The following is a 13713-nucleotide window of genomic DNA, read 5'->3' on the forward strand; positions in this document are numbered from 1 at the left end:
AAGCAAGCGCCGTAGTTATGCTACGGCGCTCTGTTATAACGAGTGAACAACGTCGATGCCACTACATAGATTGCTGCTTTAAGACACCGTCTCTTCATCCGCCTGCGCCGCCAGCAAATCCAACAGCTTGTTCACCGCAAAACCTGCCGCGCCCTGTGCCCACATGCGATTCGACTCGGTGAGGAACTGCAGCGGCGTCATCTGCGGCGTGATCTTCAGGCGATAGGTCTGGAAACTCTGGGTGATGTGGTCGAGCAGTATGCGCGAGGCCATCTGCGGCTCCATCGCCAGATAAACCACGTCAGGATCGTAAGCTACCGACAGATTCGCCAGCGACATGCCCAGATGCTGCCCGGCTTCCGCCAGCGCGCTCAGCACTTCAGGTGTGGGCTGGTTATCCAGATCGCGCAATGTCTGCGGCAACGCCTCTTTCAGTGAAATCGCCACACGCTGCAAAATCGCCTGAGACGAGGCCACATCTTCCAGCAATCGCTCTGATCCATCACCAAGCAATGACACGCCAATCTCACCGGCTTTACCATGACGGCCGCGATAGAGCTGGCGATCCAGCAAGATTCCGGCGCCAATACCTTTGCCAAAGGTGGCGATCACCGCTGACTGCGCATGACCCAACTGACCAAATACCAGCGCGGCCATGGCTAACGCATTGGCATCGTTTTCAATAAATACCGGCAGCGAAAAACGATCTTCCAGCAGGCGGGCAATCGGCACGTTATTCCAGCCCAGCGCGCGTGACAGCACGCATACCCCGTTACTGGCATCCACCAGACCCGAGAGTGCCAGCCCAATGGCACCAACTTTCTTCCCTTCCACGCCACGCAAAAACTTCGCCAGCGCATCACCCAGTTGCTTGGGGGTCATCGCGCCTGAAGGGATTTGCTGTTCGCCAATGATATTGCCACTGAGATCGGTTAAGACGATCAGGTTGCGTTCAGCATTGAGCTGAATGCCCACCACGCTGGCGTGATCCGGGTTGAGGCCGAGCAGGGTTTTTGGCCGTCCCATCGAGACGCGACGCAGCCCCAGTTCCTGCACAATGCCGCCGGAGAGCAAACGATTAGTGGCCTGCGATACCGTGGACATGCTCAGGCCGCTGCGGACTTTGAGGTCAGACTGGCTGATCGGCGCATTTTCGACAATCAGCCGCAAAATGCGTGCAGTTACGTTGGGAGCGCTCATGGGTCTCTTTTTTAAGTTGGAAGAGGCTAAGCCGGTTGCTGGCTGAACTGGCTGGCAAGCCGCAGTGCGCCGCTTAAGGCATCGCCCTGCGGCGGCACAAGCTGTGCAGCAATCTCCGCGGGTAACCAGGGTTGAATCGGCACCGCGAGTCCTCCCATCAGTGCCAGCTTGCCGTGGCTGCGTGCCAGCAATGGCTGCACCATCTGCACGATATCGGCAGCGGCCTGCTGTACCAGCGCAATGCCATGGGGATCGCCCTGCTGCGCAGCGGCAAAGACTTCAGGTACCACGCTGCCCCACTCGGCGGGCGTGGCTTGCTGTGACCAGATCAACATCAGCTCAGGGCTGTTTTGATGCAACGCCATAATACGTTCGGTCAGCGCCGAGGCAGGCACAATAGCTTCGTGCGCCAGCAGCGCTAAGCGCCGTGCACGGCGTCCAAGAATGGCTCCCGAACCGGCATCTGACAGGGCAAAACCCCATCCACCCAGCAGGGTAAACTGCGCGCCGTCCCAGGCTGCTCCCTGGCTGCCCGTCCCGACGATCAACACCGCGCCTGGTGCACCATCGTGCGCACCCGCACAGGCGATCTCAACATCGGTAAATAGATAGCGTCCCTGACAGCGTGGCTGCCAGCTTTGTAGCCGCGTGTATACCGATGCCACATTTGCGCCTGCTAAACCCGCTACCAGCAAGGTGCGGTCGCGCGCATCGGCAGCCAGCCCCGCTTGTTGAAAGAGTGTGTCGATGACCGATTCAATAGCGGTGATGGCGGCATCATACTGCGACCAGACATTGGCGGGCCCGCCCGTCGTTTCCGCCAGCACGCGGCCGGCGCTGTCCGTCAGCCGTCCGCGACAGTGCGTACCACCGCCATCAATTCCCAGCAAAAGTGATTGCACGCGCTTCCTCCTGCCTGCCACGAACGGCATGATACTTATAGATGTGCGAAAGATAGGGGAAAAAAACTTAAATCGCAATCATAAATAAATACGCATTCCGTATAGCTAATTAATATCTAACAAAAACATAAATATAACCTAAAACGCCGATTTGAGATCGACGTTACGGATTGACATTAGTTTTTCTGTCGTAATAAGTTAACGGTCAGATTATCAGCAGCCTGATGGGTCGGGCAGCTAACAAGCAACGGGCTTCAGGGGTACAACATGAAAGTGGGCATTATTGGTCTGGGCTTTCGTCTTTCCCATGTGGTGAAAGAGTTCAACAAAGCTGACGCAGAGTTCTCCGTGGTAGGTTACGTCGATCCAGCTCCCGCTGGCTTGCCAAATCTTCACACCTTTGGCATTGATGCCGGAAAGGCGTTCGATAGCGTGGATGCGCTGCTCCAGCACGGTGGTTTCGATCTGCTGCTGGTGGGGTCACCCAACTTTATGCACCTTGAGCATATTCGTCAGGGGCTGGCCGCTGGTTACACCGTGTTTACCGAGAAACCGGTGGTGATCAATGAAGAACAAACCATGGCGATGGCGCAACTGGTTCAACAATATGGGCATGAGCGCATTCTGGTCGGCTTAGTTTTGCGCTACTCACCGCTGTATCACGATCTGTTGAGCGCACGCGATGAAAATCGTCTCGGTGAAATCACCTCAATCGAAGCCACTGAACACATCAAGCCCTATCACGGCGCTTTCTTCCAGCGCGACTGGCGACGTCTGGAAAAATATGCCGGTCCTTACATTCTGGAAAAATGCTGCCACGACATCGATCTTTATCAGGGATTAATCGGTGAACGCCCGGTGCGCGTGGCCAGCTTTGGTGGACGTAAGAACTTCACGCCGCAGCATGCACCCACCGGCGCTGTCACGCCGCAATCGGAGGTGTATCACGTTAAGCCCAGCGGCTGGTCGAGTACTGATGCGGTGTTTGACGGCGACGCCGATATCGTCGATTACCAGACGGCGCTGATCGAATACGCCAATGGCGCAACGCTCGCCTTCCACGCCAACCTCAACGTACCGGATGAATTTCGTCGTTTCTGCGTGATGGGCACCGACGGCATGGCCGAGGGCGACTTTGTGCGTAACTACTTCCGCGTACACAACGCCCGTACCGGCGAGCGCGAAGTTGATACCACCTACAGCGGCAATGCTTATGACGGTCACTATGGTGCCGATGCGTTGATGGCTGAAGAGATCGTCAAGCACATTAAACAAGGAACGCCACTGAAAGTATCCGTGGTGGATGCACTGGAAGCGGGTTTGACCGCGATTAAAATCGATGAAGCACGAAAATCAAAAACCGTGGTGGATATGACGGATAGCTGGAAACAATTTGACGCCAGCCTGGGGAAAACCGCGACCGTTTAAGGCCAACCTCCCCGCGCAGATCCCCCTTTGCGCGGGGCTTTTCATGGCAGTGCAGAGTGGTGACACCATTAACCGGCCCGCGAGCCGGTTTTTGTTGGCGTTTATCCTGCGTTTTCGTTCTCCAGCTTCTGCCGCTTGCGCAGATGCGGGAAAATCGTCATCCAGACTGCCACCACCACTAGCGTGCCAATACCACCGAGCGCGGCCGCAGGTACGGCCCCCATCCACGCGGCCAGCATGCCTGACTCAAACTCGCCAAGCTGATTTGAGGTGTTAATAAAGATGGCGTTGACCGCATTCACGCGACCGCGCATATCATCCGGCGTATCCAGCTGCACCAGCGCGCCACGAATCACCATGCTCACCATATCGAATCCGCCCAGTGCGGCCAGCGCCAGCAAAGAGAGCCACAATTGCGTTGAGAGCGCGAACACCAGTGTGGCAACCCCAAAACCCGCCACAGAACCAAACATAATCATGCCGACGTGCTTTTCCAGCTTGTGACGGCTGAGCCACACGCCAACAATGAGCGCCCCCACCGAGGGAGCACCGCGCAGCATCCCCAATCCCCAGGGGCCGGTATGCAGAATATCCTGCGCAAAGATCGGCAGCAGCGCAGTGGCGCCCCCCAGCAAGACGGCGAAGAGATCGAGTGAAATCACACCGAGCACATCTTTGCGCTCACGAATAAAACGCACACCTGCAAACATGGTGGTGAGATTCATCGGCATGCGCGTTTGGGGCGGGCGTTCATAACGAAGGCGGCTGACCAGCACCAGAGAGAAGAGATAAAACAGGGCGGAAACGCCGTACACCACCTCGGGACCGGCCACATACAGCAGGCCACCTAAGGTAGGGCCCACAATCACCGCAGCCTGACCGCCCACTGAACTCGCCGCCATGGCACGCGCGAGGATTGGCGGAGGCACCAGCGCAGGCAGCATCGACGTGATCGACGGCCACTCCAGCGCTTTGGCCACGGAGATCAGAAACACCAATCCCCAAATTTCAATTTTATCCGCCCAGTGCATGAGCGTCAGTGCCACCAGGCCAAGCAGGGCCAGCCATTCAATGAATTGCCCTATCAGCACAATGCGGCGGCGATCAAACTGATCGGCCAGATGGCCGGCCGGCAGGGCCAGCAATACGGAAGGCAGGAACTGCATCAGGCCAATCATCCCCAACGCCATGGCGCTGTGGGTGATGGCGTAGATTTGCCAGCTCACTGCCACGGAGAACATCTGGAAACCAAACGATGAACAGGTGCGTGCCAGCCAGAAGGCGACAAACGACCTGTGCCGCAACAGAGAATCTTCTGCTGCGGATAACTGTGAACCCATATTTTATCCCATCCTAAATCAGCATCCGGCCAGCGTCATTGCACCAGCCTGGTGAAAAGCCGTTGAACGGCTCTCATTATCATTTTCCGGCCACAGAGTGCGACATCTGACGGGCGCAAGCAATGGCTAGCCGTGCGCTTTAAAAACAGTTGCTTATCTGGAATTTAACTAAGCATAGAGTTCTGAATATTAGCAGACTGATTGTTTTCATCTGAAAATATCCGAATTATTCCAGAAGTTCCAATAACGCATTATTAAATGCATTTATTAGTCACCTTATCTCTCTATCAGTGACAGCTAAAAAAGGTGATCTTAACAAACAATTCGATCTATATTGGGAGCGTAAAGATCACAGCAACCTTGCCGTTCTTATAATAATTAAGACGTTCCAGTTAATTAATTTATTCATAGAGATAAATGGAAAACAGTTCATACAATCCTTATGTTACTGAGCGTATCCGTCGTCTCGACGGGGCACTGATGGGCGTGTGTTATTCAGCACCCTTTATGCATTGTGAACAGGAAAGCGCAGCATTACTTAATGGAAGCAACATAATTTCGCTGCACAATCAGTTGCCCGATACGCCCGAACAAATAATTATCCCTTTGATGGGAAATAGTCTTGCACGCTTTTTACAGGCCCCGGGAAATTATCCCAGCCTGCAAATGGAAAATGTGTCTCTTGCTATCAACTACGCCAGCTTAGTGAAGGATGAAGCGGCATTACGAGCAGCAGCACAACATCATAGATTCTGGCTATATGATTTGGCTCCGCCAGGCACTTGCTGGAAGAATATTGCTTCATTTCCCTTTAGGGGAATTGTTCTTAACGATCAATTCTTTCATGATAATTATCTCAAGTTCAGCTTTCCATTTCTGCTCGGCTCCTGTCGTGAAAGAGAAGCAGAAGTGATATTACGTACCCCACACTTGCCTCTGCCGCAATCGGTCTATGAAGATCTGCAACTTTCAGGTTGGCAGGAACAACGTACTGACAGCCCATTGTTTGGAGTGTAAACGCTTACACAAAACTCCGTTTCTTGCCGTTATGACCCGATCTCTTCGGGCATAACGCCATAATTTCCTCATAAAATGTCGATCTACTACCATTCCATAAGTGCAAAGCACTAAAAAAATCAAACCCGTTAACGTTTTTAAGATAAAATTTAACGCAAAGGGATCATCTGGCGTAACGGAAGCGCTGCGGTCGAACATTTTAAGTCACTTCGTACTCTATGTCGGAAAACATCCTAATGCGTTGTTTTCTTTTAAGTTTATGGCAAAGAAAGAGGTTAATATTATGGGGAAAGCTTCCTCATCTTTTGGCGTGATTCGCTTTTTGACGGTGCTGTTCGCACTGCTCACAGGCGCATTTATGCTGGTAGGCGGCGTATGGCTAGCCGCAATTGGTGGTTCCTGGTACTACGTTATTGGCGGTGTGATTATGTTGATCACCGCTGTTCTGCTGTGGCGCCGTAGCGGTGCAGCGATCATGCTGTATGCACTGTTGCTGTTGGCAACGCTGGTGTGGGGCGTATGGGAAGTCGGCTTCGACTTCTGGGCGCTGGCACCACGTACCGATGTGCTGGTGATCTTCGGCATCTGGCTGATTCTGCCGTTTGTGTATCGCGGTCTGAACCACGCAGGTAAAGGTGCATTGGGTCTGATGGCCGTTGCCCTGATTGCCAGCGTGCTGGTGCTGGCGTGGGCAGTGTTCCACGATCCGCAAGAGCTGAATGGTGAAATTCCTGCGGCGGCTGATAATGCTCCGCAAGCGCAGCCACTGAGCAACATCAAGGATGCCGACTGGCCGGCGTACGCGCGTGACCAGCAAGGTACCCGCTTCTCTCCACTGAAGCAGATCAACAGCGGTAATGTGAAAGAGTTACAGGTTGCCTGGCAGTTCCAGACGGGCGATCTGAAAACCCCGAACGACCCAGGTGAAATCACCGACGAAGTGACGCCGATTAAAATCCGCGACACCTTGTATCTCTGCTCACCGCACCAGATTCTGTTTGCGCTGGATGCAAAAACCGGTAAGCAGAAGTGGAAATTTGATCCGGGCTTAAAACCGAATCCAACCTTCCAGCATGTGACCTGTCGTGGTGTTTCTTATCATGAAATGCCAGCTGCGGCGGATGCGTCTAACACCCAGCCTGCGCTGTGTTCACGTCGCATTTATCTGCCAGTGAACGACGGTCGTCTGTTCGCGCTGGATGCCGAAACCGGTGAACGTTGTGCCGCCTTCGGTAACAACGGTGAGCTGGATCTGCAGCACAAACAGCCGGTGCTGACCCCAGGTCAGTATGAGCCGACTTCACCACCGATCATCACGGATACCACTATCGTGATTGCCGGTGCGGTCACCGATAACTACTCTACCCGTGAACCGTCTGGTGCTATTCGTGGCTTTGATGTGAACACCGGTAAACTGCTGTGGGTGTTCGATCCGGGCGCGAAAGATCCAAATGCGATTCCAGATGATGAACACACCTTCACCATGAACTCGCCGAACTCCTGGGCACCGGCGGTCTACGATCCGAAACTGGATACCGTATTCCTGCCAATGGGCGTCACGACTCCAGACATCTGGGGTGGTAACCGTACGCCTGACCAGGAACGTTTCGCGAGCAGCGTACTGGCCCTGAACGCCACCACCGGCAAGCTGGTGTGGTCGTATCAGACTGTGCATCATGATCTGTGGGATATGGACCTGCCGTCACAACCGACGCTGGCCGATATCACTGACAAAGATGGCAACACCGTTCCGGTGATTTATGCCCCGGCGAAAACCGGTAACATCTTTGTACTGGATCGTCGTACCGGTAAGCCGGTTGTCCCGGCTCCGGAAACGCCAGTGCCACAGGGTGCTGCGAAAGGTGACCACGTTTCTCCGACTCAGCCGTACTCCGAACTGACCTTCCGTCCGAAGAACAATCTGACGGACAAGGATATGTGGGGCGCGACCATGTTCGACCAACTGGTGTGCCGCGTGATCTTCAAGCGTCTGCGCTACGAAGGTCCGTTCACGCCACCGTCTGAGCAAGGTACGCTGGTGTTCCCTGGCAACCTCGGTATGTTCGAGTGGGGCGGTATCGCGGTGGATCCACATCGTCAAATCGCGATTGCTAACCCAATGGCGTTGCCGTTTGTCTCTAAGCTAGTGCCACGCGGTCCGGGTAACCCGATCGAGCCACCAGCGGATGACAAAGGTGGTTCAGGTACTGAAACCGGTATCCAGCCACAGTACGGTGTACCGTACGGCGTTGAGCTGAATCCGTTCCTGTCTCCTTTGGGTCTGCCATGTAAACAACCGGCCTGGGGCTATGTCTCAGCGGTTGACCTGAAGACTAACGAAACCGTGTGGAAAAAACGTATCGGTACCGTTCGCGACAGCGCACCGGTTCCAGTACCGTTCAAAATGGGTATGCCTATGCTGGGCGGCCCAATTACCACTGCCGGTAACGTGTTCTTCATTGGTGCGACGGCGGATAACTATCTGCGCGGATTTGACACCAACACCGGTGAACTGCTGTGGCAGGCACGTCTGCCAGCAGGCGGTCAGGCAACACCGATGACCTATGAAGTGGATGGCAAGCAGTACGTTGTCATTGCTGCGGGTGGTCACGGTTCGTTTGGCACCAAGCTGGGCGATTATGTGATTGCCTACGCACTGCCAGACGCTAAATAAGCTTCTGGTTTGATGTGACAAAGGCGGGCTGCGAAGCCCGCCTTTTTTATAGTCTCACTGCCTGCGCTCAGGTGTATCGCGTCGTTAGGAAGAAGCTAATGGTTGTTCGAAGCGCCATACCTGTCGCCGCTACCGCTTCTTAAACACTCGCGCATTTAACAGCGCACACAGCGCCATGATCACACAGGTCGCGAGAAATACCGGCTGCATACCGAATGCCCCGCCAACAAAACCGCCAAACAGCGGGCCCGATATCTGTCCGACATACTGCGCCGAGGTCGAATAGCCCAGCATCTTGCCCACCTGCCCTTGCGGCACGTTGTGGCGAATCAGCGCCGTCACGCAGGGCATCAAGCCGCCCAACGCCATCCCCATCAGAAAACGCAGCACCACTAATTGCCATGCCTCAGTGATAAACGCCTGTGGGATTAACAGCACAGCACAGGTCATTAATCCATACACCAGCACGCGGCCATGCCCTACCCGATCCGCCAGACGGCCTAAACGCGGTGCAGAGAGAATACTGCCTAGCGCCGCCGCCGCCATCACCACACCCGCCGTCACGGTAATCGCATGATCGCCCTGCACAAATTGCCCGATATACAGCGTGATGATTGGCTCAATCGACATATTGGCAAAAATCAGCAACATGCCTGACAGCCACATCAGCCGTACCAGTGGCAGATTGATCGGCTTTTCATTCTCATCATGAGCTTGCGCCGCCTTTTTGCCCGGCTGACGCGGCGCTTCTTTTAACAAGAAAGTCGTGGCAAGGAAGGCGAGGAAAATTACGGCGCCGGTCAGCCAGAAAGTGTGGCGAATGCCAATCAGCGGTGGCAATACTCCACCCAGCAAGGGCCCTACCACGTTGCCCGCCATGATGCCGGAAGACAACACGCCCAATGCCCAGCCAGTTTGCTCTTTAGGGGTTTGAGCCGCGACCATAATGGTCGATCCCGAAGCATAACCGCCCAGCAATCCTGCCAATAAACGCAGCGCCACCAGTTGCCACGGCGCAGTCGCCATGCCAATCAGCGACATGGCGATCGCCATCCCAAGGCTGGCACGGATCAACATCAGTTTGCGTCCATAGCGATCGGCCAACTTGCCCCACAGCGGTGCCGTCAGCGCGGCGCTCAGAAAGGTGGCGCCATACGCCGCGCCCGACCAGCGCGCAATCGCTGCGGGTTCCTGCACGCCGAGTTGCTGCACGTAGAGTGGCAGAAACGGCAGCAGCAGCGTCATCGCCACAATGGTGCTGAACGAACCCAGCACGCAGACAAATAAATTACGCTTCCAGTGTTGCTGCTCAGGCGCCAACACGGTTGATGATTGCGACATAGTGATTTCCCTGTTTTTGCTTTTTTAGCAGGCTAACAGCGGTGCACCGCAGAAAACAGGGTAAGACGGATATTTGCCCACCAGCGCAGTATTGTTGCCAGATAACAACAGTCAGCTATCGCTTAGCGCATTAATCAGTGCATCACACAGTAGCGTCACGGGGGATGAAGGGTGCGGTTGCTCTTTGAGGAGCAGATAGCTGTGTAAACGATCCATTTGCCACTCGGGTAACACCTGTTTTATTTCACCGCGTCCCAGCGCTTCTTGCGTCATATAGGCGGGCAGATAAGCGATACCGGTTCCCGCCAGCGCCGCGTTTAGCAGCGCCATGCTGTTGTTAGCACGGAAACGGCTGTGCACATCCAGCGCCAGCCGCTGTTTATCGCGACGAAACGGCAGTGCAGCAGTGTGCGCGGGGCCGTGGAACAGCAACAAATCATGCCGCGTCAGGCGCTCTGGATGATCAATGGCAGGATGCGCCGCCAGATAATCCGGCGTGGCGTACAAGCCCCATTCAATGGTGCTCAGTTCCCGATAATTCACCACTTCCGGCGCGCGCGCACGAATGACAATTGCCACATCCGCGCTGGGTTGCGGATCGTCACTGGTGGTGAGTTCGAGATCAACGTTGATATGAATATGGCGGCGAATAAAGTCATTGAGGGTTGGCACCACGCACTGGCAGCCAAACGTAATCGGTGCCTGCAAGCGCACGTTGCCCGCGGGTAGTTGATGGACCTGCTGCACGAAAGCATCGGCGCGATGCATCTCCTCCAGCATGCGGGTACAAAACGGGTAGTAAGCCTGACCCAGTTCCGTCAGCGCCACCTTACGCGTGGTGCGTTGCAGCAGTTTGATGCCGAGCCGCACTTCCAGCCGGGCGATTTCGCGACTGACATGCGATTTGGAAACACCGAGAGTGCGTGCGGCTTCACTGAAACTTTGCCGCTCAACGACGCGCGCAAACAGCATCATAGCGGTGAGATTGTCGCTGTTGTCCATGTTCTCTGATGGTTAACAAACTGAGAACAGCAGCTTAAAAGTAAAAGCAGCAATAAGCACCGAATTTAATCAGCGCACATTGCGGAACGGCGTAATTTATCGCGTAAGTCCTTAGCGATTCAATGCGCAATAAATTGCGCCGCTACGTGTTCTGCTCAGGTCAACCTCAGCGTTATTAATCAACTGGCCACCGCCAGAGGGAATAGCAAACGCTCTTGCTCAACGCGGCGCTGACGACGTAATTGGCCCGGCGTGACGCTGAAATAGTTTTTGAAGGTACGCGTATAAGCCTGCTGCGTATCAAACCCGTAGCTCATCGCCACCTGCAAAATCGCTTCATCACTGTTAATCAGCGTGAGCGCTGACTCGGTCAACCGGCGCTGGCGGATGTACTCTGCCAGAGAAAAGCCAGTGTGCTGACGGAACAGACGTTGCAGGTGCCAGCGGGAGTATCCCGAACGGCGTGCTACTTCATCCAGATGCAAATCATGACCTAAGTTGTCTTCAATCCAGTCCAGCAAACTACGGATAAATTCGCGCTGATTCATGGGAACCTCCTGCTTCGACAATATGTCCAGTGCAGTCACTGTAGCGCGTTAAATTTATCCCTTAATTAGCAGAAAATTAGCGCAGAATTAGCAAGGGGGAAAAACGGGTGTAATTGTGCGCTAAGAATTGAGGGTTACACTGCGTCCATCAGTTTGGGAGAACACTATGCGTGTGCTGCTGGTAGAAGATGATGAAATGATTGGCGCCAACTTGCAGCAGGCGCTGGAAGCGGCGGGCTGGTCGGTGGACTGGGTACGCGATGGCGTATTTGCCACCAACGCCTGGGCCGAAGGCGGTTATACCTGCGTGCTGCTGGATCTCGGTTTACCGCGTGAAGATGGTATTCACGTGTTAAAGCGTGCGCGTACGCGTGGCGACATGACGCCCGTACTGGTGCTGACCGCGCGTGACACGGTGCAACAACGCATTCAGGGGCTGGACAGCGGCGCCGATGACTATTTGCTTAAACCCTTTGATCTGCAAGAGGTACTGGCGCGGATGCGTGCAATCACCCGACGTCGTCACGGAGCGGCGGATTCCCTGTTAGGCAGTGGCGATGTGCAGCTGGATATGATGACGCGCGAAGTGCTGTATAAAGGCCAGCGTGAACAACTCACCGCACGCGAATATGCCCTGCTCTACGCTCTGCTGGAGCGACCGGGAGCCATCCTGTCACGCGAACAATTAGAGAACCGCATTTACGGCTGGGGTGAAGAAGTCACCAGCAACGCCGTTGATGTGCTGATCCACGGCATGCGCCGCAAGCTCGATAACGAAGTGATTCGCAACGTGCGCGGTTTAGGCTGGCGAGTACCGGCAATATGAAACCTTTCACTTTTATGCGCTCCCTGCGTAATAAACTGCTCGCCACGCTGGTGCTGCTGCATCTGGCGATGATTGGCGGCGTCACCTGGTATTTCTACCACTGTTATGGCGACATGATGGGCACCATGAAGGACGATCAGCTCGCCAAGATCGCCGATGCCTGGTCCTCAAGCCAGCGTATGCCCGCGCTGATGCCAATGGTGATGCAGCAAGAGAAGCTGAAGAGCACCTACATCGTTCAGCTGTGGGACACCAATAATCAGCTGCGCGCCAGCTCCTGGCCCGCCTTACAGGCGCCACTGCAGGCGAAAAAAGGTTGGTCCGATCTTAAAGTCGGTGACTGCGGGGACGATTGTGACTGGCGCGTCTACACCCGGCCCGGTGAGTTGGGCAGTGAAATCGGCAATATTCAGGTACTGCACAACATCGGCTACATGAAGAGTTTGATGGTGAAGCGGGTGCTGTCCGCCATCATTCCCTTAATGCTGATGATGCCGCTCTCACTGCTGGTGATCTGGTTGGTGGTACGCGCCATCACGCGAGATTTACGCGTTGCCTCGCGCCAGATTGCGGCTCAGGAGACCATGCATCCGCACGCGGTGTCACCAAATGGCCTGCCGGATGAAGTGCTGCCGCTGGTCGATGCTTATAACTCACTGCTGGATAAACTCCGCGCGGCCTGGTCATCGCAGCGACAGTTCCTTGAAGATGCGGCGCACGAGTTACGCACGCCGGTCACAGCCGTCACCTTACAGCTTGAAAATCTGCGCCAGCATATTCAGCCAGGTGAAGCCAGCCGCCAGTTTGATCAACTGGAAGCGGGCGTCACGCGTACGCGCCATTTGGTGACGCAGTTGTTGAATATTTCGCGCCAGGAAGATCAGTCGGTGGTGGCAACGGTGGAAACCATTCAACTCGATGATTTGTTGAAAGAGAGCATCGAGCAGTTGATGGTAGTCGCGGATAAGCGCGGCATTGATATCGGTTTTAACGGCACCACGCACTACCGCCTGCACGCCAGCCGTTCCGATTTGCGGAGCCTGTTCGATAACCTGATCGGCAACGCAATGCTGCACACGCCGGAAGGCAGCCTGGTGGATGTGCTGCTGCATCGCGTGGGTAATCACACCGTGGTGGATATCGTCGATAACGGGCCAGGCATGCCGGAATCCTTTATCGAACGCGCCTTTGATCGCTTCACCCGCTCGCCAGATGTTCAGGCGCAAGGCAGCGGTTTGGGTCTGTCAATTGTGCGCAGCGTAGCGCAGAAGCACCAGATGCAGGTCGCGCTGTCGAACTGCCATAACGCCCAGGGGCAAATTTCCGGCCTTCAAGTGCGTGTTACCTTGCCATGACCAACGTGCCGCTACCGCCTTGAATATCAAGTGCGGTAGCGGCACAACGTATTGCGTCTTTTGCTCTTCAAAATCGCCAT

The 13713-nt window shown here is 55.0% G+C and carries 11 protein-coding genes; 5 read left to right on the forward strand and 6 right to left on the reverse strand.

From position 1 onward, the window contains the following. Positions 1-78: 78 nt before the first annotated feature. Together LBW88_RS11565 and LBW88_RS11570 are read right to left on the reverse strand one after the other, a co-directional pair. Positions 79-1200, reverse strand: coding sequence for an ROK family transcriptional regulator (locus LBW88_RS11565; RefSeq protein WP_224932232.1), 1122 nt, complete (start codon positions 1198-1200; stop codon positions 79-81). A 26-nt stretch (positions 1201-1226) separates the two neighbouring features. Beyond that, positions 1227-2102: a BadF/BadG/BcrA/BcrD ATPase family protein gene (locus LBW88_RS11570; RefSeq protein WP_224932231.1), complete on the reverse strand. Its 876-nt coding sequence runs from the start codon at positions 2100-2102 to the stop codon at positions 1227-1229. 267 nt (positions 2103-2369) lie between these two features. Here LBW88_RS11570 and LBW88_RS11575 point away from each other — a divergent pair, with 267 nt between their 5' ends. Then, a complete protein-coding gene (locus tag LBW88_RS11575; RefSeq protein WP_224932230.1) occupies positions 2370-3530 on the forward strand; it encodes a Gfo/Idh/MocA family protein in 1161 nt (386 codons plus the stop codon). 101 nt (positions 3531-3631) lie between these two features. Here the strand turns inward: LBW88_RS11575 and LBW88_RS11580 are convergent, their stop codons facing one another. After that, complete coding sequence (locus LBW88_RS11580; protein WP_224932229.1) at positions 3632-4870, reverse strand: MFS transporter; 1239 nt, start codon at positions 4868-4870, stop codon at positions 3632-3634. Positions 4871-5287: 417 nt separating this feature from the next. On the opposite strand from LBW88_RS11580, the gene LBW88_RS11585 reads away from it, so the two are divergent. Both LBW88_RS11585 and LBW88_RS11590 read left to right on the forward strand, forming a co-directional pair. Continuing rightward, the gene (locus tag LBW88_RS11585) at positions 5288-5887 is read left to right on the forward strand and encodes a hypothetical protein (RefSeq protein WP_224932228.1); all 600 of its coding nucleotides are present in this window, start codon (positions 5288-5290) and stop codon (positions 5885-5887) included. Positions 5888-6170: 283 nt separating this feature from the next. Further along, complete coding sequence (locus tag LBW88_RS11590) at positions 6171-8561, forward strand: glucose/quinate/shikimate family membrane-bound PQQ-dependent dehydrogenase (protein ID WP_224932227.1); 2391 nt, start codon at positions 6171-6173, stop codon at positions 8559-8561. Between the two features lie 129 nt (positions 8562-8690). Here the strand turns inward: LBW88_RS11590 and LBW88_RS11595 are convergent, their stop codons facing one another. The 3 genes from LBW88_RS11595 to LBW88_RS11605 form a co-directional block, all read right to left on the reverse strand. Beyond that, positions 8691-9902, reverse strand: coding sequence for an MFS transporter (locus tag LBW88_RS11595; protein WP_224932226.1), 1212 nt, complete (start codon positions 9900-9902; stop codon positions 8691-8693). Positions 9903-10013: 111 nt separating this feature from the next. Continuing rightward, entirely contained in the window at positions 10014-10904 is an 891-nt protein-coding gene (locus LBW88_RS11600; protein WP_224932225.1) for a LysR family transcriptional regulator, read from the reverse strand. Between the two features lie 179 nt (positions 10905-11083). Continuing rightward, a complete protein-coding gene (locus LBW88_RS11605) occupies positions 11084-11452 on the reverse strand; it encodes a helix-turn-helix domain-containing protein (protein ID WP_034826803.1) in 369 nt (122 codons plus the stop codon). 166 nt (positions 11453-11618) lie between these two features. Here LBW88_RS11605 and LBW88_RS11610 point away from each other — a divergent pair, with 166 nt between their 5' ends. Together LBW88_RS11610 and LBW88_RS11615 are read left to right on the forward strand one after the other, a co-directional pair. Next, entirely contained in the window at positions 11619-12278 is a 660-nt protein-coding gene (locus LBW88_RS11610; protein WP_034826805.1) for a response regulator, read from the forward strand. Continuing rightward, the gene (locus tag LBW88_RS11615; RefSeq protein WP_224932223.1) at positions 12275-13633 is read left to right on the forward strand and encodes a sensor histidine kinase; all 1359 of its coding nucleotides are present in this window, start codon (positions 12275-12277) and stop codon (positions 13631-13633) included. Before LBW88_RS11610 ends, LBW88_RS11615 begins: the two co-directional genes overlap by 4 nt. The last annotated feature ends 80 nt before the right edge of the window (positions 13634-13713 follow it).

Source organism: Pantoea sp. alder81, from assembly GCF_020179835.1.
In the GTDB taxonomy this organism is placed as follows: Bacteria; Pseudomonadota; Gammaproteobacteria; order Enterobacterales; family Enterobacteriaceae; genus Pantoea.

Bases quoted from the DNA above. Each gene is read 5' to 3' on its own strand.
- LBW88_RS11565 (WP_224932232.1), bottom strand. From the start codon at position 1,200: ATGAGCGCTCCCAACGTAACTGCACGCATTTTGCGGCTGATTGTCGAA.
- LBW88_RS11575 (WP_224932230.1), top strand. From the start codon at position 2,370: ATGAAAGTGGGCATTATTGGTCTGGGCTTTCGTCTTTCCCATGTGGTG.
- LBW88_RS11580 (WP_224932229.1), bottom strand. From the start codon at position 4,870: ATGGGTTCACAGTTATCCGCAGCAGAAGATTCTCTGTTGCGGCACAGG.
- LBW88_RS11585 (WP_224932228.1), top strand. From the start codon at position 5,288: ATGGAAAACAGTTCATACAATCCTTATGTTACTGAGCGTATCCGTCGT.
- LBW88_RS11590 (WP_224932227.1), top strand. From the start codon at position 6,171: ATGGGGAAAGCTTCCTCATCTTTTGGCGTGATTCGCTTTTTGACGGTG.
- LBW88_RS11595 (WP_224932226.1), bottom strand. From the start codon at position 9,902: ATGTCGCAATCATCAACCGTGTTGGCGCCTGAGCAGCAACACTGGAAG.
- LBW88_RS11600 (WP_224932225.1), bottom strand. From the start codon at position 10,904: ATGGACAACAGCGACAATCTCACCGCTATGATGCTGTTTGCGCGCGTC.
- LBW88_RS11605 (WP_034826803.1), bottom strand. From the start codon at position 11,452: ATGAATCAGCGCGAATTTATCCGTAGTTTGCTGGACTGGATTGAAGAC.
- LBW88_RS11610 (WP_034826805.1), top strand. From the start codon at position 11,619: ATGCGTGTGCTGCTGGTAGAAGATGATGAAATGATTGGCGCCAACTTG.
- LBW88_RS11615 (WP_224932223.1), top strand. From the start codon at position 12,275: ATGAAACCTTTCACTTTTATGCGCTCCCTGCGTAATAAACTGCTCGCC.